Origin of the sequence: Dialister pneumosintes, assembly GCF_001717505.1 — a bacterium.
Lineage (GTDB): Bacteria > Bacillota > Negativicutes > Veillonellales > Dialisteraceae > Allisonella > Allisonella pneumosinta.
Genome location: NZ_CP017037.1, coordinates 1,088,730 through 1,111,677 on the forward strand (window position 1 = coordinate 1,088,730; position 22,948 = coordinate 1,111,677).

The 22,948-nt window shown below is 35.7% G+C and carries 21 protein-coding genes; 9 read left to right on the forward strand and 12 right to left on the reverse strand.

The window, feature by feature from the left end; all coding sequences use genetic code 11:
- Nucleotides 1-4: 4 nt before the first annotated feature.
- The 4 genes from cas1 to BCB69_RS05380 all read right to left on the reverse strand — a co-directional run bounded on the left by cas1 (nt 5) and on the right by BCB69_RS05380 (nt 5,760).
- Nucleotides 5-511 carry a type II CRISPR-associated endonuclease Cas1 gene (gene cas1, locus BCB69_RS06535; RefSeq protein ID WP_216821569.1) on the reverse strand — a complete coding sequence of 169 codons (507 nt, stop codon included), beginning with the start codon at nt 509-511 and terminating at the stop codon, nt 5-7.
- A complete protein-coding gene (locus BCB69_RS06540; protein WP_069177229.1) occupies nt 501-887 on the reverse strand; it encodes a CRISPR-associated endonuclease Cas1 in 387 nt (128 codons plus the stop codon). The genes cas1 and BCB69_RS06540 overlap by 11 nt, the downstream gene beginning before the upstream one ends.
- Nucleotides 884-4,981, reverse strand: coding sequence for a type II CRISPR RNA-guided endonuclease Cas9 (cas9, locus tag BCB69_RS05375; protein ID WP_069177230.1), 4,098 nt, complete (start codon nt 4,979-4,981; stop codon nt 884-886). The genes BCB69_RS06540 and cas9 overlap by 4 nt, the downstream gene beginning before the upstream one ends.
- A 305-nt stretch (nt 4,982-5,286) precedes the next feature.
- Nucleotides 5,287-5,760: a hypothetical protein gene (locus BCB69_RS05380; protein WP_022513281.1), complete on the reverse strand. Its 474-nt coding sequence runs from the start codon at nt 5,758-5,760 to the stop codon at nt 5,287-5,289.
- A gap of 207 nt (nt 5,761-5,967) precedes the next feature.
- On the opposite strand from BCB69_RS05380, the gene BCB69_RS05385 reads away from it, so the two are divergent.
- Nucleotides 5,968-7,197: a glycosyltransferase family 2 protein gene (locus BCB69_RS05385; protein WP_083990025.1), complete on the forward strand. Its 1,230-nt coding sequence runs from the start codon at nt 5,968-5,970 to the stop codon at nt 7,195-7,197.
- A gap of 69 nt (nt 7,198-7,266) precedes the next feature.
- Here BCB69_RS05385 and ileS read toward each other — a convergent pair whose 3' ends face one another.
- On the reverse strand, nt 7,267-10,092 hold the full coding sequence (ileS, locus tag BCB69_RS05390) for an isoleucine--tRNA ligase (protein ID WP_069177233.1): 2,826 nt from the start codon (nt 10,090-10,092) through the stop codon (nt 7,267-7,269).
- Nucleotides 10,093-10,475: 383 nt separating this feature from the next.
- Here ileS and BCB69_RS05395 point away from each other — a divergent pair, with 383 nt between their 5' ends.
- The 4 genes from BCB69_RS05395 to BCB69_RS05410 all read left to right on the forward strand — a co-directional run bounded on the left by BCB69_RS05395 (nt 10,476) and on the right by BCB69_RS05410 (nt 13,192).
- Nucleotides 10,476-11,186 carry a B3/B4 domain-containing protein gene (locus BCB69_RS05395; protein ID WP_069177234.1) on the forward strand — a complete coding sequence of 237 codons (711 nt, stop codon included), beginning with the start codon at nt 10,476-10,478 and terminating at the stop codon, nt 11,184-11,186.
- A gap of 32 nt (nt 11,187-11,218) precedes the next feature.
- Entirely contained in the window at nt 11,219-11,710 is a 492-nt protein-coding gene (locus BCB69_RS05400; protein WP_022513138.1) for a pyridoxamine 5'-phosphate oxidase family protein, read from the forward strand.
- Nucleotides 11,711-11,748: 38 nt separating this feature from the next.
- The gene (locus tag BCB69_RS05405) at nt 11,749-12,237 is read left to right on the forward strand and encodes a flavodoxin (RefSeq protein WP_022513137.1); all 489 of its coding nucleotides are present in this window, start codon (nt 11,749-11,751) and stop codon (nt 12,235-12,237) included.
- Nucleotides 12,238-12,451: 214 nt separating this feature from the next.
- Nucleotides 12,452-13,192 (forward strand): sulfite exporter TauE/SafE family protein, encoded by a 741-nt coding sequence (locus BCB69_RS05410; RefSeq protein ID WP_236887183.1) that lies wholly within the window; start codon nt 12,452-12,454, stop codon nt 13,190-13,192.
- A 59-nt stretch (nt 13,193-13,251) separates the two neighbouring features.
- Here BCB69_RS05410 and BCB69_RS05415 read toward each other — a convergent pair whose 3' ends face one another.
- Both BCB69_RS05415 and BCB69_RS05420 read right to left on the reverse strand, forming a co-directional pair.
- A complete protein-coding gene (locus BCB69_RS05415) occupies nt 13,252-13,776 on the reverse strand; it encodes a flavodoxin (protein ID WP_069177235.1) in 525 nt (174 codons plus the stop codon).
- Between the two features lie 46 nt (nt 13,777-13,822).
- Nucleotides 13,823-14,281: a low molecular weight protein-tyrosine-phosphatase gene (locus BCB69_RS05420; protein ID WP_069177236.1), complete on the reverse strand. Its 459-nt coding sequence runs from the start codon at nt 14,279-14,281 to the stop codon at nt 13,823-13,825.
- Between the two features lie 174 nt (nt 14,282-14,455).
- Between BCB69_RS05420 and BCB69_RS05425 the strand changes: the two genes are divergently transcribed.
- Genes BCB69_RS05425 through BCB69_RS05435 form a run of 3 tightly spaced genes read left to right on the forward strand, consistent with a single transcriptional unit; the run spans nt 14,456 to nt 16,741 of the window.
- Nucleotides 14,456-14,866 carry a DUF4418 family protein gene (locus BCB69_RS05425; protein WP_069177237.1) on the forward strand — a complete coding sequence of 137 codons (411 nt, stop codon included), beginning with the start codon at nt 14,456-14,458 and terminating at the stop codon, nt 14,864-14,866.
- On the forward strand, nt 14,866-16,068 hold the full coding sequence (locus tag BCB69_RS05430) for an ABC transporter permease (RefSeq protein WP_069177238.1): 1,203 nt from the start codon (nt 14,866-14,868) through the stop codon (nt 16,066-16,068). Before BCB69_RS05425 ends, BCB69_RS05430 begins: the two co-directional genes overlap by 1 nt.
- A 1-nt stretch (nt 16,069) precedes the next feature.
- Nucleotides 16,070-16,741, forward strand: a complete 672-nt coding sequence (locus BCB69_RS05435) for an ABC transporter ATP-binding protein (protein ID WP_069177239.1) — start codon at nt 16,070-16,072, stop codon at nt 16,739-16,741.
- A 55-nt stretch (nt 16,742-16,796) separates the two neighbouring features.
- Here BCB69_RS05435 and BCB69_RS05440 read toward each other — a convergent pair whose 3' ends face one another.
- The 5 genes from BCB69_RS05440 to BCB69_RS05460 all read right to left on the reverse strand — a co-directional run bounded on the left by BCB69_RS05440 (nt 16,797) and on the right by BCB69_RS05460 (nt 21,896).
- On the reverse strand, nt 16,797-18,389 hold the full coding sequence (locus BCB69_RS05440) for a DUF4153 domain-containing protein (RefSeq protein WP_069177240.1): 1,593 nt from the start codon (nt 18,387-18,389) through the stop codon (nt 16,797-16,799).
- Between the two features lie 79 nt (nt 18,390-18,468).
- Nucleotides 18,469-19,284, reverse strand: a complete 816-nt coding sequence (locus BCB69_RS05445) for a PIN domain-containing protein (RefSeq protein WP_159049976.1) — start codon at nt 19,282-19,284, stop codon at nt 18,469-18,471.
- A 21-nt stretch (nt 19,285-19,305) separates the two neighbouring features.
- Nucleotides 19,306-20,577 (reverse strand): sensor histidine kinase, encoded by a 1,272-nt coding sequence (locus tag BCB69_RS05450; protein ID WP_022513128.1) that lies wholly within the window; start codon nt 20,575-20,577, stop codon nt 19,306-19,308.
- Nucleotides 20,578-20,587: 10 nt separating this feature from the next.
- Nucleotides 20,588-21,256: a response regulator transcription factor gene (locus tag BCB69_RS05455; RefSeq protein ID WP_022513127.1), complete on the reverse strand. Its 669-nt coding sequence runs from the start codon at nt 21,254-21,256 to the stop codon at nt 20,588-20,590.
- A 25-nt stretch (nt 21,257-21,281) separates the two neighbouring features.
- Nucleotides 21,282-21,896 carry a GTP pyrophosphokinase gene (locus BCB69_RS05460; protein WP_022513126.1) on the reverse strand — a complete coding sequence of 205 codons (615 nt, stop codon included), beginning with the start codon at nt 21,894-21,896 and terminating at the stop codon, nt 21,282-21,284.
- Between the two features lie 204 nt (nt 21,897-22,100).
- Between BCB69_RS05460 and BCB69_RS05465 the strand changes: the two genes are divergently transcribed.
- A complete protein-coding gene (locus BCB69_RS05465) occupies nt 22,101-22,700 on the forward strand; it encodes a GNAT family N-acetyltransferase (RefSeq protein ID WP_069177242.1) in 600 nt (199 codons plus the stop codon).
- Nucleotides 22,701-22,948: the final 248 nt, after the last annotated feature.

Genomic DNA, 22,948 nt, shown 5'->3' on the forward strand with positions numbered 1-22,948 from the left:
AAACCTATTCCTCATGCATCATCTCATAACACCGAATGTTTTCCGGTTTTCCTTCTTCTAATGCCGTTAATACACTACGACAGTAAATACCGATGGCTTGTGATACCGTCGTTTTTCTATTTACAATTCTTACTTTTTCATTGAGTACATTAACCAGTTGAGACTTTTCTTCTTTCCCTATTTGCTTAGGTTTCATAGACAACACTTTATAGTCCACCAAGGGACGAAAAGGCTCCATCAAATCACAGCCTAAATTAAAAGGATTGTATGTATTATCATGAAAAATCCCCAACTGTGTAGAATAGCCGGAACTTACAATTTCTCGATTACAAGCCGATAAAATGATGGCATACCCATAATTCATAGCCCCATTTTCTACCGACTCTTCACGACGTGAAAAAGTCATCCCCCATAAAGCACTAAAATACACTTTGGCGGCATGTCCTTCTCGATTAGTCGCATCTCCCAGTTCTACTTGCCGACTATATCCTTTAAGAATTTCAGATTCTATATCTCTCTATATAAAGAAAAAGTACTTCTGCCTGCTTTCGTATTTTCTCACTTACAATCCGCTGCCATACCTGTTCTTTCCGTGCCGGACTCCATGCAATTTGCTTTCGAAGACAACGACTCGCATCACAACTTCCTGCATAAGAAATCAGTTCTCCTCGAGGATTTCGTTTTTCATCACAAAAAATAATTTTAATTTTTCGTTGCATACACTGATTCAACCAAGAGGTCGTCAAGGATATAGCCGTCGACTCTAACAAAACCGTTTGAATCTCATCCATAAAGATACGATGAGTTTCTTCTCCACGAATCACCATATATCCTAAACTGTAACTCACCTTGGCACGCCGTGTTACAACCACCGTTCTCCAACTCATGATTTCTTATAGGGGGCTAACGGAATATGCTGTTCATAGAACCCTGTTACCGACTGATGAATAATGTACCAAGAATCTTTGTCCGATAAATTTTTACTCATATATAATCTTCCAGATTGTTTTGAACTTCCAAGCAAACTCAGATTAGATAATGTAGCATTGCATTGGAATAAATGTAAAATTTCACTTAGTATTTGACATTTATCTTCTAACGATAGTGCTATATAAGATTCTCTACCATTTTTTAATACATCTCTTTGTGTAGAAAACCGCTTGCTAAAACAACTATGTTCTAATTTATCCAAGAATACATCATATAAAGCAAGTAATTGCGATTCTTCCAAATGGTCATAAGAAGTAATCAATGCCTCTTTATTCATCTTTCTGCGATTAACAAATTTTAATACCGCTTTTAAAGTCATTGCATACCCATTATTAAGAACCAATTCTTCTGCTAATCTACAACCATATTGCTTTCCTGTCTTTCCTGCTATAGTCACTCTAAATCCATCTACACTAAATAAAGATTGTATTGGAATTTGTTCAATAAGTACTTTAGGATTTTTGAGTTTTCCACCGGTTGACATCCAGAGTTCTTCGCAATATTTTTGTTTTTCTTCTAACGTAGTCAGTCTTGCTGCCAGGTGAAGAGGCATCGTTTCGATTACATACACAGGCTTCCCTTTGTTATCTTCTCCTTCTACGTACATAAAGTAAGCAGTCGATGCACTATTATAGCCTCCATATTTAGAGATGTCTGATATAGCCCCTTCTTTCTTTAAGGAAACTTGTCCTTTCCCTTTTTTGAGTGGCAATTGATCAAACAATTCCCCTTGTCCTACATAGGACATACGCGTTACCAAGATATTATTTTTATTCATCCATCTCGTAACACTTGGCATCATCCCTTCTTCATTGGGTGCCCATGCTACAACTCCATTTCTTTCTACCGTATATTTATAAAGAGCATGTTCATTTAAGCTATATATCTGACAATCTTTTACAAAACGTATCGGATTCGATGTAAATTTGGTGTAGTGTACATTCCCTGTCACTATATTCAAGTAAGCATCTTTCGCATGATGATAATCGTTCAAATCTCTTACTTTAATAAATTCCCCATACTGACGGAAACGGGAAGTAAGCCCTGCTTTCACGTATACGATAATACTCTTCGGCAGTACTCTCTTTAATATTTCAGCTACGGCTTTGGTACTTTGTCTTGTTTCCACTAATTGACGTGCAATAAATTCTGCTTTTTCCGCATCACTAAAAGGAGTATTTCGAGTTAATCGGAAGTACTTTTCTTTACTGATAAATCCTTTATCACGTAACAGTTTCCAAAAGCCGATTTGTCTTTCTCGAATATTTTTACTTAAAGGATAGGTATTACTCTTATCTCTATTTTCCCTATTGTCTACAATAACCAAATTATCCAAGCTGTCATCTTTCGTCTGTGATTGTGGATAAATATGGTCTCTATCATACAACTGCCCTTTTAGTAACGCTCCTAAATCAATCGGTTTTCCGGTGTACATACATTTACCCATTTGTGTATAGTACAAAAACAGTTTATTGCTCCTAAGTTGTGAATCGGACTTAGATTCAATTTCTTCAACCCAGTCTTTACTCTCACGATTGCTCCATGAACGAACATCCTCTTTACACTTCTTATATAGTTCAATCAGTTGCTTCTTTCTAGAGTCCGTCCTTCCTTTATCCGGTTGTTTATCTCTCGCCATTTCTATAAATATACGAGCCGGCTCAGCTCCCATAATATGGGTAATTTCTTTGATGATTTTTAAAGTTTGCCAAATCGGCCTTTTTACTGCAGGAGATACGGTCAATTCTTTTACAGTTTCATAACTTAATACAGTATTTCCAACTAACTCTTTATTTGCTTCACTAATCGCTGCGCTATAGCCATATGTCGAACTTAAAATTTCCATTAAATTTAAAGAAGTCTTCTTTAAAGCAGTAATAATGTTCATAATTTCGCCGGTAGATGTATCTACCAACACTTGTACATCATCGGTTACTCTAGGTGTAATTTCAGTTAAAAATTCTTTAGAGAATCGTCCCCATCCTGTATAACGAAGTTTGGATAATTGTTTGGCGACAGGTTCGGATACTATACGCATTAAATACTTTTTAAGTATCTTTTTATCCATGCTGAAAAGAGTGATGGCTTTAATGATTTCTTCCGCTTTGTCTCTGGTAAAATCTTCTCCTAATATATTTTTTAAATCAATCCAAGGTGCTAACGAAGACTTAAACCCACCATCTAAACCTTTAATTTCTACTGCTTCTTCTTTATCAATGCCCTCTTTAATTAAGAACTTTGAGAATTTACTAAGAGTTACTTTTTTCGTTGTAAGAAACAGTTCCTTCCATAATTTTTCTTTTTGTTCTTCTGTTAAATACGTACCCGCTTTACCAATTTTTACATTATTTAATTCATTAAATAACATATATTCCGTATATAACAAAGAGTTCTTAGGTAATACATCTTTCCCAAGCAAATAGGTACATTTATTAGTCATACGAGTAATAAATTTTTCTGCACTTTTTTCTTCATTAATACGTTCGTTAAAATTCCACGGTAAAATACGACCTTCCTTATCCGTATGCACTGCCCAACTCTTATCGGAATGTCTATTTAAAGGTCCTACATAGAACGGAATTCTAAAAGTAAGTAATTGCTTGATTTTTTCACTAATTGTTCCATAAGCATCTTTTTCCATAAGGAAAGGTAAATACTGTTCTGCTTTTTTTAAGATGATATCTAATTCCTGCTCCTGCAATTGATACGGAATGATGCCGTTAATAGTGGAAACTGCTTTCGGTAAGAAATTTTCTGCTTCTATTTTTGATAATACATATATTTTATCTTCACAATCCGGAAGTTTACTTATTTCTTTTTTCAAAAACTTATAAAATTCTTCCGTACTTCCACGTTTTTCAATAACCAGTTTTTCACCATGAATCATACAGCTACCAACATAAGCACTGTAACTATCCTTATCAGTTCCTCTAAACAGCTTTCTATATAAAGATTTATCTTGTCGTGTAAGCCTTTTTAATACTTCTAAATCTTTTTTATGGGTTTCATATATTGCAATCTTGGCTTCTGATAATGTTTTTCTATCTCCCATGAGCTCGGCTAACAAAGACCAATCATAAAGCATTTTAGCTGCATAAACTAAATCAAATCGTTGTTCCAGTACACTTTGCAAGTCCGATTCTTTTTCTTCATAAACGGCAGTACTAAAACTAATTTTACTATCTTTAATTTCGAATACTTTTAATGCTTCTTTCAAAGATTCATCCATAAATAACGTACTTAAATTAGCGGTTCCACCACATATTAACTGAACTACTTCTTTAAGTTGTTTATCTTTTATTACATCCCAAACTTGTAATATTTTCTCTGTTTTTTCTCTCTTTGATAGACTCTTATCTTTAAGTATAATTTGAATTTTTTCTACATGACCGACCGGAATTTCTTTTTGTAATAATTCCTTAATCGCATTAGTTAAAGCTATATAAGATTCATCAAAACCGGAAGTTTCTTGATTAGATAAATCATAATTTTCAAGCAGGAAGTGTCCACGATGCTTAATAATATGATGAATAGCTAAATACACTAGACGCACGTCAAAAGATTTATTTTCCGTCATCAATGCATAACGCAAATGATAAATTGTAGGATAAGCCTTGTGATATGCTTTATCATCAAAATCTTCATCATTAAAAAGAGTATTCGGCTGGTCTATACTTTTATCTTCTTGCCATAATCGACTTTCATGGAGTCTTATAAAAAATCCGGGATCTACTTTGCAAATTTCTTTTGCAAATAATTCTTGTAAAAGAGCCAGTCGCTGCTTACGACGCTGTATTCTGCGACGTGCAGTTCTATGAAGACGTCTATCTGCTGCCGTCTGTGCTTCCTCAAAAAGACGAACGCCCCATAAGGCCTTTCCATGTTTTTTGACAACATTATAAGAGGCATCCGTTACCGCCCAACCAACAGAAGAGGTTCCCATATCCAAACCGATGTAATAAGGTTGTTTGTTCGTCTTAGCCGTATCCATTTGACATACTCCTTTATTTTCTGTACACTATAAACATCTAGATGTTTAACCATCATTTAGAGAATTACATTACGAGTTCAAATAAAAATTTATTCAAACCGTCACGCAAGTGACACCACAGTGTGTGGGAAAAGCTCCTTCGGGAGTTTTTTTATTTGTATTATTTATGCGTGATTTACTTATTATTATTCAATTATATCTCTTTTGTTAATAAAAATAAACTTATTGTTATTTTAATTATGAGTTTTATAAAATAATTTTGGCAAATAAAAAAAGCATCCATAGGGATGCTTTTCTATTTGTAATTAAAACTGATAAGATGCTCCAACACCGACTCCGGATTCATCTTTACCATGTTTTGGATTGTATTTATGGTAATTAACATTGAGTTCTATTCCAAATCCGATATCATAGTTTACACCTACATTCGTTTCTCCGAAAGAAGAACCTGCTACGTAACTTACATAGGGCTGAAAACCTAAGAAGTGGTCTGTTGCTACACGAGCACCGCCATAGAAGGAATTATTCTGTCCTTTCATATGATTACGCCAACCGCCGAGAACTTGAAGATTTTCTCCCATTACATCATATTTTGCATATAAATCATTCTGATGTCCATACTGATCTCTATAAACACGTGCATAACCAACGGTTGTTTTTGGAAGAACGGAAGCTTCTACAAAAGATTCTTTAGTTCCCAAACCAACTCCTACATTTGCTGCAAAGGTAGTACCGGATACTGCAGCAGCTACCGCTGCTATCAATAATATTTTTTTCATAATACCCTCCTATATGCTATGTAACTATTAATAAAAAGCTATTTTAATGCAATGTATTCTTCTTATTGCTATTATTAGTTTATCATAAATGTTGAGAATCACAAAATAAAAAACCTTATACAATTCTGTAAGTTACGATATAATACATACAGAAAAGGCTTATAAATAACAAGGGCTCAACCCCTTATTTAAGTAAAGGATTTTCTTATGATGACACAAGGCTCTCTACCGTTGGTATCAGTTATTATCCCCATATACCATGGTGAAAATTATGTACAAGAAGCAGTTCGAAGTATTTTAAATCAAACCTATCCGCATATTGAATTATTACTGATTGATGACGGTTCCCCGGATAAGAGTGGAGAACTTTGTGACGAAATAGCTTCCTCTGATGCACGTATTCAAGTGTTCCATATTCCACATCAGGGGGTAGCCGCTGCCAGAAATGTAGGACTTGACCATGCCAAAGGCGACTATATTTGTTTCTTTGATGTCGATGATCATATGTATGGAGACATGATTCGTCTTATGGTCAGTGCCATGGAAAAAGAAAAAGCGGATCTTGCCATTTGCAATGTATTTGACGAAAAAGCAAGTGGACTTGGCGGATTATTGGGATGGCATATTAAAGATAAAAACTTATCATCAGAAACGATTCGTCATCGTTTGTTGTTAGGATTGGACCCTCAAGTTTGGAGAAAAATATATCATGCATCGTTATGGGAAAATCTTCGTTTTTCTGAAGAATCACATTATGAAGACTTGCATATTAATACCGAACTGGTTCTTCGTGCTAAAAAGTTAATTGCTACTGACCAAGTTTTATACAATAACAATCATTATAACGAACAACGTATCGGACTTACGGATAAACCGCAACGTATGGTACATGAACTCGATGCATGGCTACATGCTTTTACGCTAGCTAAACAAGATAAACAACTTGCTATCTACAAAGAGTATTATAACTGGCAGGGAATTCGAAGTTGGCTTCGTTGCTACGATATGCTTCCCCATACATTGTTTGATGAAAATGATTTTGCTTACACAGCTCTTTTTTCTTCTGCCACACTTCCTATAACTAATAGACCTGTTAAACACAGTGCCAATCATGTTTTATGGTATTATTTGGCTACACTGGAAGTATTACGCTTATCAGTATCCATCTTAAAGAAAAATGAGTTGGAATATACAGAAGAGCTTCGCCATATGTTCCAAGCCGCTATACAAGTACTTTGTATTAATAAAGTTTGCAAACAAGTATCGGAAAAGAAAGAAAAAGAAATCCGAACTCTCATTAAAGAAGGACGTTCTTATAAAAAACATTTAACTATCGCTCAACAACTGATGCTTACTTTACTGGAGGAAGAACCGGCAGGTATTATAGAGTTTAAGGGAAAACAATATATTAAAAAGGGTATTCCCCAAAACGACTGATTATAAAAATAAACCGTGCTATCTATAGATAACACGGTTTATTTTTATGCCTATTTTGTAAAAGTAAGTTTATTTTTTATGTAATACACGAGCACAACGTGCACATACATGAGGATGTTCCGCATCACTACCTACGGACGGAACATGTTTCCAACAACGTTCACATTTTTCTCGAGTACTTGGAGTAACCACTACACGTACGCCGTCTTCATTGATAAATGCATTATCCGGTGCTTTAGAAACATCTCCTACCAAAGTCGCAGTAGATACGATAAAGAAATCTGCTAAGAAATCTCCCATATCTGCCAACGTTTCATAAGCATCCCCCTCTGCATAGATAGTCAAATCTGCATCCAACGGATGCCCGATTAACTTGGTTGCACGAGCATTTTCTAATGCTTTCATCACATCGGTACGGAACTGCAATCTCTTTTCCCATTTAGCCGCTAAAGAAGAATCTACATGTTCCGGTTTCATGGTCGGCCAATCTGCCAAATGAACACTCTCTTCTTTACCTTCTACTTGCGGCATAGCTTGCCATACTTCTTCTGCCGTAAAACAAATAAACGGAGCCATGATGCGAACTAATGTATTTAAAATTTCGTACATGGCAGTTTGTGCACTACGACGAAGTACCGAGTCAGCATTTTCTGTGTAAAGGCGGTCTTTTAAAATATCTAAATAGATAGCTGATAAATCTACCGTACAGAAATTATGAACGGCATGATACATTACATGGAACTGATATTGTTCACAAGCATGAGTAACTTCTTCCTTAATCTGTTCCAAACGAAGAAGTGCCCAACGATCGAGTTCGTCCATTTCTTCATAAGGTACTACATCGTTTACAGGATCAAAATCATTTAAATTCCCCAAGAGATAGCGGAATGTATTTCTAATCTTACGATATACATCGCTCATACTCTTAATAATTTGTGGAGAAAGACGAACATCATTCTGATATTCTACGGAAGAAATCCAAAGTCGCATAACATCGGCACCATACTTATCGATAATATCTTGTGGTGCAACGACATTTCCTACAGACTTACTCATCTTACGGCCTTCGCCATCAACAGTAAATCCATGCGTTAATACCGCCTTATATGGTGCATGACCATTAACCGCTACAGAGGTTAAAAGAGAACTATGGAACCATCCACGATGTTGATCGGAACCTTCCAAGTATAAATCGCAAGGGTAGCTTGCCCCTTCCCATTCCGGTTTCGGTTGATTAAGAACACCATTCCAAGAAGAACCGGAATCAAACCATACATCCATGATATCCATTTCTTTTCTAAACTTACGTCCCTTAGCGAATCCTTCCGGTAAAAGCTCTTCCGCTGTATACTTCCACCATGCACCACTACCTTCTTTTTCAATAATCTTTCTTACAGATTCCGTAGTTTCCTTAGTAATCACATATTCTCCTGTATCTTCACAGAAGAATGCCGGAATCGGAACACCCCAAGAACGCTGACGAGAAATACACCAATCTTGACGATCACGAATCATATTATATAAACGGTCATGTCCCCAAGACGGATAGAATGTCGTTTCATCCACCGCCTTTAATGCTTGTTGCCGGAAATCATTAATGGATGCAAACCACTGTTCCGTTGCACGATAAATAACCGGATTCTTACAACGCCAACAATGCGGATAAGAGTGATGAATAGATTTCTTACCAAGTAAGCGACCTGCATGAGCTAATAAAGAAATAATAGGTCCTTCCGCTTCCCAAACGGTTTTCCCCACTAAGCCCAATCCGACTTCTTCCATCATGCGACCTTTATTATCCACAGGACAAATAATATCTTGATGAATACGCCCTTCATTTTCATACTTCTTATGTACTTCAAAGTCTTCGATACCATGTCCCGGTGCGGTATGAACACAACCGGTACCGGCATCTAAAGTAACATGATTACCTTCTAAAATATGTACGACACGTTCCGGATATAAAGGATGTGTAAAGGTCTTCATATCCCAATCTTGCCCAAGCATATCCGCCCCTACAAATTCATAATTTTCAATCTTACAATCGGCAAGAGCTTTAGGCGCCAATTCTTTGTTCATCAAATAATACTCATCTGCATCTATGTTGTGTACCCATACATAGATAAACTTCGGATTCACACTGATATGTTGATTGGCAGGAATAGTCCAAGGCGTAGTTGTCCAAATCACAGCAAATAATTTGTCTTTGGATACACCTTGTGGTGCCAAATCGCCTATATCCAATGCAGGAAATTTTACATAAATAGAAGGAGATTTTCTATCTTTATATTCAATTTCCGCTTCTGCTAAAGCCGTTTCGCAATGAGGACACCAATATACCGCCTTCTTACCTTTATAAATATATCCTTTTTCTGCCATTTCTCCGAAAATTTCAATCTGTTTGGCTTCTAAATGCGGATCAAAAGTCACATAAGGATGTTCCCAAGTACCAAGAACGCCCATACGAATAAAATCTTTTTTCTGCACCTCTACCCATTTTTTCGCATAAGCAAGACATTTTTGTCTAAGTTCTAAGGGAGTCATTTTCGCTCTATCTTCACCGGATTCTTTCAAAACGGCATATTCAATAGGAAGCCCATGTGTATCCCATCCCGGCACATAATGCGGTGCATATCCGGTCATATATTTATAACGAACGATAATATCTTTCAAGGTTTTATTTAATGCATGCCCAATATGAATTTTACCATTAGCATAAGGAGGTCCGTCATGAAGTACAAAAGACGGTGCTCCTTCTTTTCTTCTCTTATCTAAACGTTTTTGATGTAAATTCATATGCTGCCACATTTCCACAAATCCGGGTTCTTTCTGTGGAAGATTGCCTCGCATGGGAAATTCTGTTTCCGGCAAATGCAAAGTCTTGCTGTAATCCATAATATGCCTCCTAAAAATAAAAATCCCGCCCCCGTAAGGGGCGAGATTATATCCCGTGGTACCACCCTCATGACCTTATGGCCACTTGGAACAGTTAACGATGTCCCGTTGGGGCTTTTCTTCCCCAAAGCTCAAGAGTGATCTATTTACATCTTTTCATGCTCGCTTTCACCTATCCGAGCTCTCTAGTAATGAAATCCAATGTAAACCGTCTCTTTCAACGCCTTTTGATTTGCTACTATATTACCCCCTAACACTTGCTTTCGTCAAGTTATAATTGATTTTTCTTTTTATTACGGTTATTTATTGAAGTAGAAAAGACTTAGTGTTACACTTAAATTAAATAGTAAACTATATAAAGTAATGCTATAGGAGCGCGTATAATGAAAAAATTTATCATTGAAGAACCGATATTCCGCTTATTTCCTGATGTACATATCGGAATTATCGTCTTTAAAGGAGCCGATAATCGTATAAAAGCTCCTAATAAATATCTTCCACTCTTACAAGAAGCTGAAATTAAATCACAAACATTCCTCACTGAAGAAGAGTTTGGTGACAACCCGGTTATTGCCATCTGGAGAGATGCTCTCACTCGTTTCAAAAAGAAAAAAGGCGTTCGTGCCTCCATTGATGCTCTCATGAAACGTGTAGCCAACGGTAATCATATAGGGACCATTAATCCCTTTGTAGATATTTATAACGCTATTTCTTTGTCATATGCACTTCCTGTTGGAGGTGAAGATATTGATACCTTTGACGGAGATATACGTCTTACCATAGCCGATGGTACAGAACCGTTCATTACACTGGGTAGCAATAAAAGCGAACCGCCCAAACAAGGAGAAGTCATTTACAAAGACAATAGCGGTGCTATTTGCCGCTGTTGGAACTGGCGTGAATCCGTCCGTACTATGCTAACGGAAAATACAACCCATGCGGTCCTGTGTATTGAATGTATCGACAAAACAAGAATTCCCGCATTAGAAGAAGCATTAGAAAAACTGGAAACATTAGCTGCACAAGAAGTCGGAGGAACACACCAACGATTCATTTTAAATAAAGAAAGACCGGAAGTCATTATTAGTGACTAATATAATCTATAGAAGAAAGAAGGAATTTTATTATGGCTACTCCATTTTCTACTCGTCGCTTTATTGAAGATCCTGCAATTATTAAACAAGTGTTGGATAGATGTAAAATTATTCATATCGGATTACAAGATACCAATCGAATCTACGTAGTCCCCACCAACTATGGATATACATATGAAAATGGCCATATTACCTTTTATACACATGGTGCTACACAAGGTTTAAAATGGGAACTTATGCAAAAGCATCCAAACGTCGGATTTGAAATTGATACCGGCTTCGAACTGGTAGACGGTGGCGAAGTAGCTTGCAACTACAGTAATGCTTATGCAAGTATTATCGGTAGCGGAACCGCTTCCCTTATTACCGACATAGAAGAAAAAAAGAGAATCATTAATAACATTATGATGGTACAGGCAGGAAAATCTTTTACCTTTACAGATGCCATGGTCGAAAGACTCGGTATCGCTAAAATTGAAGTGGAAGAGTTTGCATGTAAATCCGGTTACTTATACGAAAAATAAGAACACCCATCTATAAAACCATATAAGGAGAGATTATCATGACAACATCCAATACACTGGTTGCTTATTTCTCTGCTACAGGTACTACTAAGAAGATAGCTGAAACATTAGCCTTAGTTGCACAAGCGGATTTATTTGAAATTGTCCCTAAAAAATTATATACAAAAGAAGATTTAGATTGGCATAATTTGAATAGTCGCAGCTCTGTAGAATGTAACGATACAACGGCAAGACCGGAGATTGCAACCCGAGTACCCAATATGGATAACTATCAAAATATTTTTATCGGATTTCCTATCTGGTGGTATGCAGCCCCTCGCATTATCGAAACCTTTTTAGAAAGTTACAATATGGAAAATAAATTTATCATTCCATTCTGCACTTCGGGAAGCAGTGATATTGGAGACAGTGCCAAACTACTCGAGCATTGCTCAAAAGGAAAAATTGTAACCGGTGCCAGGCTTCCTGCTGATATTTCAAAGGGTAAACTGGTACAATGGGCGAATATGCAAAAATTCTATAAATAATAAAAAGAGGAGAACTCAAAGGAGTTCTCCTCTTTTATGCTTATTCAAATAATTTATAAAAAGTATGAGTAGTGTTGCAAATATCTATATTATTAGATATAATTTAATTGCATAATGCAGCTTATGAATCTATTTTGGTTATAGATGTAAATTTTATTAAAATGCATTTAAATATAAAAGAATTATGTATCTTAAAACATATATAGGAGGAACTATGTCAGGACTTATGACACTTTCTATGTCTATTAAATACCTATTATTTGCCATAGCTATTTTCATTTCCAATATCGTACAAGCACTCACCGGATTTGCCGGTGTAATGCTCTCTATTCCCCCATCTATATTATTATTCGGTCCGGATACTGCGATTGCAGTAGTCAATGCACTGGTATGGGGTGTATCTCTTGTACTCGCTTGGAAAAACAGAAATTATCTTGATAAAAAAATTATTTTGTTTATTATCAGCTTCATGCTATTAGGAATGGCAATCGGTGTGAAGCTCTACACGATGGTAGATGCTCATATTATTGCACCGATTTATGGTGCTATTATCGTAGCGGCTGCCTTAAAAAACATATTAACAAAACCTGCCGACCAACCTATGCCCAACTGGATCTCCGCCTGTATTCTTATTGGCGCAGGTATTATTCACGGTATGTTTGCATCCGGCGGTGCACTCCTCGTCGTTTACTTGGCAGCTACTTTTAAAAACAAGTATACATTTCGTGCCAATGTGGCAGCAGTCTGGTCTTTCTTAAATTTGATACTCATAGTAAAGGATTTTGAAAGAGGACTATTCAATGCAGAAGCACTTCACTTGATGCTTATCGCCATTGTTCCCATGCTTTTAGCCGTATATATAGGTAATAAAATACACCATGTTATTAATCAAAAACTATTTACACGCAGCACTTACGGATTACTTCTTTTATCGGGAACGATGATTTTATTATAAGAAACGTAACAATAAAAAAGGGAATACACAATGTGTTCCCTTTTTTATTGCTGTCCTATTTATACTTCTAATAAATGGTTAATTGCCCAATTCATAATTTCTTCTTTAGAAGATTTTGCATAGATTCCACGAATAGCCAATCCATCACACAAAGTCGCTCCCTTACAACACTTTTCTAATGTTTTGGGTGCATTGCACAATCCGGATCCTTCATGTGTAATGACCGGAAATACTTTCTTTCCTGTAAAATCTAATCGCTCTAATTGCGTCAAGACTGCCATCGGATAAGTGCCACACCAAGAAGGTCCGGCTACTACAATACAGTCATAAGCAGCTACAGAATCTATATATTGTTTTAATAGAGGTCTGGCATTCTCTTTATATTCAGCATATGCTTCTTTTCCACATTGTTTATAATCTATTGCATAAGCTTTTACCGTTTGTATTTCAAACACATCCGCATCCACAGCTTCTCTTATATACTCCACTACAAATTCTGTATTCCCTTTGGCTAATTCTTTAATTTCTCCCTCTACGTAATTCTGTCCTCTTCGAGAATAATAAATAACCAATGTCTTAGCCATGTATATCCTTCTTTCTATTACCTATCATTTTCTTAACCCGTATTTATTACATTTGCTTTCTTAATGCCTGTAACAATCCGGTAGTCCCTCTTAGAATATCTTCATAAGTTTCATTAAAATTACCCGTATACCAAGGGTCTGCCACTTCCTTCGGCGTATCGGTAAAATCCATTAACTGCTTTAATTTCTTCTTGGGATCTCCTTGTGTCAGATGCAATAAATCTTCTCTATTTTCTTCATCCATTCCGATAATTACATCATATTTTTCATAATCTGCACCGGTAAATAAACGAGCAACACGTCTTGTATAAGGAATTCCCATTTCTTCCAATTTTCTCTTGGCAGGAGGATACATATCATTTCCTATTTCATCCCGAGTAGCCGCTACAGAAGAAATTTCTATCTTCTCATCCAAGCCCGCCTTTTTAACTATATCTTTCATAATAAATTCCGCCATAGGCGAACGACAAATATTGCCATGACAAACAAAAAGTACACGAATCATACGAATCTCCTATCTACGTTTTAAGTATATTCATAGAATAACAATCTCACTAGAAATCTGCAAACGCTTTGTATGTACTAATTTCCATGAAACCTACATTCATTGACTTTTATATACCCTTATGTTTAAATGAAAACGGTTATCACTTTTTGAAATTCAAGGAGGTTTACATATATGCGTGCTAAAATCAGTAGTATTTTATTATTTCTTTTAAGCGTACTTTTAGTAATCGGTGAACAATCTTTCGCCGGACCTTGTCCCATGAAACCTAACGGAATGTATATGGTATGCCATTGGGCAGGACAAGCTATTTTAGGAGTTGGAGTTGTAGTTATTGTATTGTCTATTTTTCATATCTGCAGTACTAATCGTGCCTTTAAGCAAGGATTAGATATCGGAATAATAGCCAATTCGATGTTACTGATTGCTACACCGGGACATTTAATTCCGCTTTGCAAAATGTCTACCATGTGCTGCCATACTGTCATGAAACCTTTTACGTTAGTAGCAGGTATTCTTATGATTGTTGTAGCATGTATTGATTTTTTTATGCAAAGAAAAAACCTTAAGAAAGAAGGAGAATAATGACTTTACGAGATCTTCCTATAAAAACGCTCAAACATAAACCACTTCGCACAACAGCACTGATGCTACTTACTTTCTTCTTATCTTTTGTCATTTTTTCCGGTTCCTTAGTTATTATGAGCTTACAAAATGGACTTGGAAAGTTAGAAGACCGATTAGGTGCTGATATTGTAGTGGTTCCTAATTCTGCTAAGACTAAAATAGACCCTAAAACGATGTTGCTAAACGGTACCCCGGGATATTTCTATATGGACAAAGAAAAAATGTCACTCATTCAACATATCGAGGGTGTGGATACCGTATCTCCACAAATTTTCTTAGCATCTCTTTCCGCTTCCTGTTGTTCTGTACCCGTACAAATCATCGGATTTGATCCGGATACGGATTTTCTTATTCAACCATGGATTCGTCAAAGCTATAACCAGGAGTTAGGTCATGGAGATGTAGTCGTCGGCTCTTCTGTCAATGCAGATGTGGGTGACACCATCCGTTTTTATAATAAAGATTGTCGTATTGTTGCTAAACTGGAAAACACAGGTACGAGCTTAGATACTGCCGTTTATACTAAAGCAGACACTATTCGTACCTTGATTGACTCTTCTCAACAAATGGGACTTAACACCATGTTTACAGGAGATGTAAATGATATTATTTCTTCTGTATATATTAAAGTAAAAGACGGGTATGATATTAAAAAAGTAACTGATAATATCAATCTTCGTGTTCGCAAAGTCAAAGCTATTCAAATGAAAGAAATGTTCTCTGAAATAGGCTCCAGCTTATCAGGCATTTCTCAAACTGTCAGTGTGCTTATCATTGCTATTTGGATTATGGCTTTTATCATTTTAACGATTTCATTCTCTATCCTTGTCGGTGAAAGAAAAAGAGAATTTGCACTCCTTCGCATGATGGGATTATCCAGAAAACGCTTAGCAGGGCTGCTCTTACAAGAATCTTTCTTATTAAGTCTTGCAGGAGGAATTACCGGTACCGGTATGGGGCTGTTATTAATTATCCCCTTTGGAAAACTTATTGAAACGAGTCTTCATCTCCCTTTCCTAATTCCTACTATTGGAGAAATCGGACTTATTGTATTGGGAACCTTAGTTATGATTAGTATTGCAGGACCACTTGCTTCCGGTTACGCAGCTTATCGATTAAGCCATGTAGATCCGGCAACTATTTTAAGGGAGGGTAACTAATATGATATTAGAAGCGGAGAACGTAACAAAACAATATCAAACCAATCCGAAGAAAGCACGATTCAATTATGCACTTTCGCCGACATCACTTACTTTAAAAGAGGGCGAACTCGCTATTTTAACCGGTAAATCCGGTAGCGGAAAATCAACATTACTTCATATCTTAGCAGGACTTCTTAAACCAACATCAGGACTTGTTTCCTATAATGGTATATCACTCTATGATATGAAAGATAAAGAATTGAGTTTATTCAGAAATAAACATGTATCGGTAATCCCACAAGGCGACTCCGGTATATATAGTCTTACAGTAGAAGAAAATGTAAAACTGCCTCATTTAATACAAGAAACCTCTTCACAAAATACGTTACCGGAATTATTACGGGAATTAGGAATTGATCATCTCAAGGATGCCTATCCGTCTGAAATGTCCGGTGGTGAATTACGTAGAATGTCTATCGCTCGCGGTCTATTTCAAGAAGCAGAAGTCATTCTGGCTGACGAACCGACTTCCGATTTAGATGACGAAAACACAGCTATAGTGATTCAAATGCTTAGAAAAGCAGCAAATAATGGGAAATCTGTATTTATTGTTACCCATGAAAAAGAGCTGCTACCTTATGCCGATACCCACTACACGATGAAAGCAGGAGTTATGCAAAAAGAAGAATAACTCGAATCTTTTATAAATAACTAAAAAAAGGAATCCACTCGGATTCCTTTTTTGTTTATTTAACTAAGAGAACACCCCTTACATCAAAACTCTTTTCTTCCGTTTCTTTATGAATCGCTAAGCGATAGAAATAAAATTGATGATTCTCATCATAAGAGAACATAATCGGTTTATCTACTTCCTGTTGTTCATTTTTGTTCATTGCTTCAAGTAAAGATTCTAACTGCTTTCCAATTACAAAAGTTTGCTCTTCTCCTTCTATAGAAATCGTAATCTTTCCATCTACCAAGAATTCATCAAACGAATACATGCTTGTCCAACCGGAAACAGGAATTCCTCCTGTATAGGTAAAGATGGTATAAGTAGATAATTCTTCCGCTTCCATACGTTCTATATTATTTAAAATAGGAGAATTAATAAGTGTTACCGTTTCTTCATCTTTTTCTGCATAAGCACTTCCCTGTAAATATCGTAAAGATTCTATTACTTCTTCTTTCTCTTCCTCCGATAAATCGCCTAAAACAACATTTCCTTCTTGCAACATATTGGAATTTTGCAAAACTTGTTTGATTCTATTCAATTGATTTCGTGCCGGTACATCTATCACATTAAAAGGAGTTAAGGTGACTATCAAAACAAGCACCATTCCTATTACATATAAAGAGGTAGCTTTCCATCTTTGGTATCCATAAACCATAGTTATAATTCCAAACAAGCTACAGAATAATGATAGATACCTAAGATCCGTTAATCCGTATGCGACCAACCGAATGTACACTCCATACATTTGCACTGCTACAATCGGAATAAGTGCTATACTGCCCCAACGAAGAAAACGTTTTGTATAAAAATCCTCCTCTTTAGCTAAAGTAAAGTAAAAAAATGTATAGCCTAACATAGATAAGGACGCAAACCAATTCATCTGCCCGGATGGCATTGTCATAGTTACAAGCAACTTACCTAAATACATATATAAAATTAAAAGTAAAAATAGATAAATGGGTACTAATACTCTTTTAATAATCTTAGATAAAGAAGTAAAGTGGTCACCTGTATCTCCTGATTTAGGAATCCATGATAAAAATAAATTCCACCCAAGTATAACACTTGAAAAATAAAAGATGACGAGCATCCAGTCATAAGAAAACTCATAAAGTAATTCGTGAATAGCAAAAAAACAAGTATTCAGTGCTAAAGCGGCAAGAGCTGCTGTTCCGACAGCATGTGCTCCACCTACCAATAAATGAAGAAATAAGGTATTTCCCGCCCCTTTTGATGCTACTAAATACATTCCACACAAAACTATACTTAAACAAAATCCGATAGATACCATGAAGATATAAGTAGGTGCTTGCATCATACAAAGAAGTCCCATGAAAAGCAAAGCATATGCCAAGGAAGCACTATATCGAAGCATCAAGTTTTGTGTTTTACCTATCTGTTCCAGCCATACCTGCCAAACAGCTGCCATAATCATTGTATTAAAAATAGTGTATAAACTCTTTAAAAACACTCCTTCCATTGCCATATCATTAAAAACTTCAACAGAAAGTAAAATAAAAAGTATGACACTCCATATATAAGACATATTAAAGCGTTTGATACTGTCCCCGATACGTTCATAAATTCTACTAATAAAATTTTTCATTATATCCTCTCTTTAATCACCTTATTTTCTTTGTTTTCTACAATTTTTACATCGTTTAGGAAATACCCAATTTTTACTTTTATAAAATTCTACTTCCCCCCTGTGTTATCGCGAAACGATTACCACAGGATTCACATACTCTTGTTTCATAAATCTGTTTCCTAAATAAATAACAAGAATCACAATAAATAAACGGCTTTGCTTTTTCTACATAACGAAGATAATGAGTATATAGCATCTTTTTTCCACAACGCTTACAACGATGTATAGTTCCTTTCTTTAAACAAGTAGCACATATCCCTTTTTTCATGTACCTTGTATCCATCCTTTTTTTACAAAGTTTACATACACCTTGTTTTGATAATCGATCTTCTGCAGAAAGGAAAAGGAAATTCACTATTTTGTTACAAAGCATAAACCAAAAGGAAGCTTTTTCCTTTAACTTTATTTCCGATAAACTCCCATCCACTAAAATTCTTCTAACCGACAGATTCGGTTCCTTTAGTGCTAATACATTAGCTGCCAACTCTTTATCTTGTGTAATAAGAAGAACCAATTCCTTTTTACTTTTAGACCGGAAAAGCGTTATAAAATCTTGATCGGCATAGGTATGGTCATACCAATTTCCCATACATGCCAAACTCTCTTTTTCTAAACTTTGCAATAAACATAATACCTGTTGTGATTTTCTTGCTAATTCCTTATTCTCTGCATTCTCACTATGCTTTATTAACTCATTAAGAACAGCCGGAATAACAATAACTGTTTGTCCATATTTTCGCAGATAAGGAAGTATGTAGTTCCAGAATGCCTCTGAATAATCTGAAAGCAGACTACAGGTGTCGATGTATATAGAAAATTCTTTTTCTAAAAAATCATCTTTTATCAATATCATCCTGAATTTTTATATTCCCTTTTACAACGATTCTATATCGACAGTAAATATGATGCGGCCTTCTTTCCATGATACTTGTAACTTTCCTTTAAGCAGTTCAATGATTTCTTTTGCCATAGAGAGTCCGATTCCATATCCTGCTTTTTCGCTATTATGTGACTGATCATTTCTATAAAATCTTTCAAAAAACTTTGTATAATCAACATGTTCGCCTTCTGCATAATCATTACTTACAGAAAGAACCACTTGCTTTTCATTCCTCTTTCGATGAAGAGAAGCTTGTATATTTCCTCCATTATCACAATATTTAACCGCATTATCTAATAAAATATTAATAAGTTCCAAAAAACATTTCCCATCGGTAGTAATCATGACACTGGGTTCAATTTCCACATCTAATGTTTTGTTTTGTTCTTCAGCCAACATTCTAAAAGAGTCGATCGTACTTTGCGCAATATCACTTACATTAAGAAGTTCTTTCTTTAATTGAAACTGTGAGTGTTCACTCATCTTTGAAAGCAAAATTAAGTGATTTATTAAATTGGAAACACGATGGACTTGTTTTAAAATTCCACTAGTCCACTCATTCTTACCGTTCATAATCTCCAAAGCTTCTGCATTTGCGGAAATAATCGCAATCGGTGTCTTAAGCTCATGACTGGCATTCGTAATAAATCGTTTCTGATTTTCAAAATTAAGGATAAAAGGCTTCACTGCCCGATTTGATAGTGCGGCAAAAATAATAATGAAGAGTGCTACACAAGCCAATCCAAAACGAACGGAGAAATCCATAAAGGACTGTATAGCACTAAATTCACGTGAACAATCCATCACTACAACTAAATTTCCACCTTCCGGTAAAGGCGAAACAAAAAAACCGTAATGAGAACGCTCTTTATCAAAAAATCCGCTTGTTTCGTTAAGTTCTTGAATTTTTTGTGCAGTATCCGCAGCATCCTCTTTAGAAAATGCTGCAATTCTATCAATATTAATTTTGGTTGCTTGTTTATGATTGTCCAAAACCACACTAAAATAACGTGTATAGTAATACGATTCTAATGTATCTTCTCCACGATCGGTAGTAAACAGCCATCCTTCCGTAATACGAGGGCGTTCCGTACGAGGCATAACACCGCCATTTTCAGCAATAAATACCATCGTGTTTAAACAGGTTTCCTGCATAGAACGTGCACTCATCACATTGATTAAAAACAATGCTACGGTCACTATGATAAAAACAGAAAGTGCTGCCAATAAAATAAAGCGATATCGTAATTTTCTAATAATATCCATAAGTATTATCTCATTTTACACAAACAACAAAGGACTCCCCTTTGTTTCCCTCAATACATATATTCGAGTTGACAGAGGCCAGTTTTTGCCTTAAATAGCTCACATATACCCAAACAACTTCCAATCCTACTTCCGGTTCGTCTGCCCAAACATGTTTAAATATGGTGTCTTCATCGAGTACTTTACCGGCATGCATAATAAAGTATGTGAGAAGTTTTGTTTCTTTATGATTCAGTCTAATTGAATTCTGAGAAGAGAGTTCTTGTTCTTCCACATCTAAAGTAGTATTCCCTAATGAAAGTTTAGTAGGTATAAAAGAAGACTTTCTCCTCGTTTGGCTACGAATACGTGCTAGTAATTCTTTAATGGAGAACGGTTTTGTTATATAGTCATCCGCTCCCGAATCAAGCCCTTGAATTCTATCTTCAATTTCCGCTTTAGCAGTAAGCATAATAATCGGTGTCATATCACCGGATGCTCTAATTTCTCGAAGTGCCGTAATTCCATCTTTTCGCGGCATCATGACATCCATAACAATACAATCATAAGACTCTTTATTAACCAGTTCGACTGCAACTACACCATCCGGAGCTACATCCACATCATAACCTTCATGTCTAAGCACCGCAGATACTACACGAGACATGTCTCTTTCATCTTCGACTAATAATATTTTCATTCCTACACACCTTTCCTATTTACATTTAGGATTCATGAATTAATTGTCGAATGGTTTGCATAGATATATCACAAGCTGCCAATTCATCAGCACAACGTTTTAATTCCCGACTAATAATTCCTGCGTTTGCAATTTCTCTCTTGTACTTCATCTGATGTTCCAAACTTGCCCAAGAGTCCATTGCAATAGTACGAAGCTGAATCTCTACATAATAACGACCGGGACTATTTCCTCTGATATCCGGCTCCTCATCTAACACTTCTACTACTAAGTGATAGCTTCTATATCCATTTTCTTTTGCATTTTTTATATAATCTTTTTCTCTTACAATACGGCAATTAGGCGCTTCTTTAATTAAACGAACATTATCATATACATCATCTAAAAAACAACACACTACGCGAATCCCAATCGCATCTTGAATCTCACAAAGTGCTGATTCCGTGGTTTCCGGCAAACCTCTTCGCCTACATTTATCACGCATACTTTTCTCACTTTTTATGCGAAAATTAAGATGTTCATATGCCGGCTCCCCCAAGGATTCTTTACACTGTTTATTATAGGACTCAAAATATCCTACTATCTTTTCCATGATACGAGTAAGCGTAGTTTCCCAATGCCCATAAATTGATTCTGCCATATTCACACCCAACCTTACATGAAAAGTATTTCTTTATTAAAAAATTCTGAACAATTTAATTATAACATGAGAGTTATTTTATCTTTCTTCTTGTATTTTATTTTTTCATATTTTATACTATTTTATGCTTACATAGATACTTATAACTACAGCCCGATGACCTTATTCTTAACGGCTGTATGCACAAAAAGAAAGGAGGATATTATGAAACCTAACATTACTCTTCGTTTTGCCACACCAAATGATGCAGAAGAAATTCGTTCTATTTACGCCCCTTATGTTACAGATACCGCTGTCACATCTGAATACGAAATTCCTACGATAGAAGAGTTTCAAAATCGTATCTATAATACACTCAAAAAATATCCCTATTTAATTGCGTTAAAAGATAATGAACTTATAGGATATATGTACACAAGCCCCGTTAATATACGTGCTGCTTATAATTGGGCGGCAGAAACTTCCATTTATATCAGACAACATTGTCGTCGTACCGGAGCAGGTAGTAAGTTATATAAAGCTTTGTTTCATATCTCTAAAAAACAGCATATTGTAAATCTCTATGCTCGTATCGCTTATGCGGATCCGGAAGATGAATATTTAGTAAACCACAGTGCACGGTTTCATCACACTATAGGATTTGAACAAGTGGCTAGGTTTCATAAAGTCTTCCATAAATTCGGTCGTTGGTACGATGCTTTATGGGTAGAAAAAATATTAGGAGATCATTCAGAAGGTGTTATGCCCGATGTTATTCCATTCCCCGAATTACATATTACTGAAGAAGAAATTAATTCTTTATAAGTAATATAAAACCACCAAGAATATAATCTTGGTGGTTTTATCATTTTTAGTTCATAAAAAAATACATTATTCAATATATGTTTCAAAATAATATCCATATTTCTCATTTAAAATTTTCTTTTTTTATATGTACATAAAATCATTTACAAAATACTAAAAATATAGTGAATTTGATTGACTTATCGTATTTTTTCTGCTAGATTTAGATAATTATTATTTGCACAAAGACAGTTGCATAAAAAGAAAGG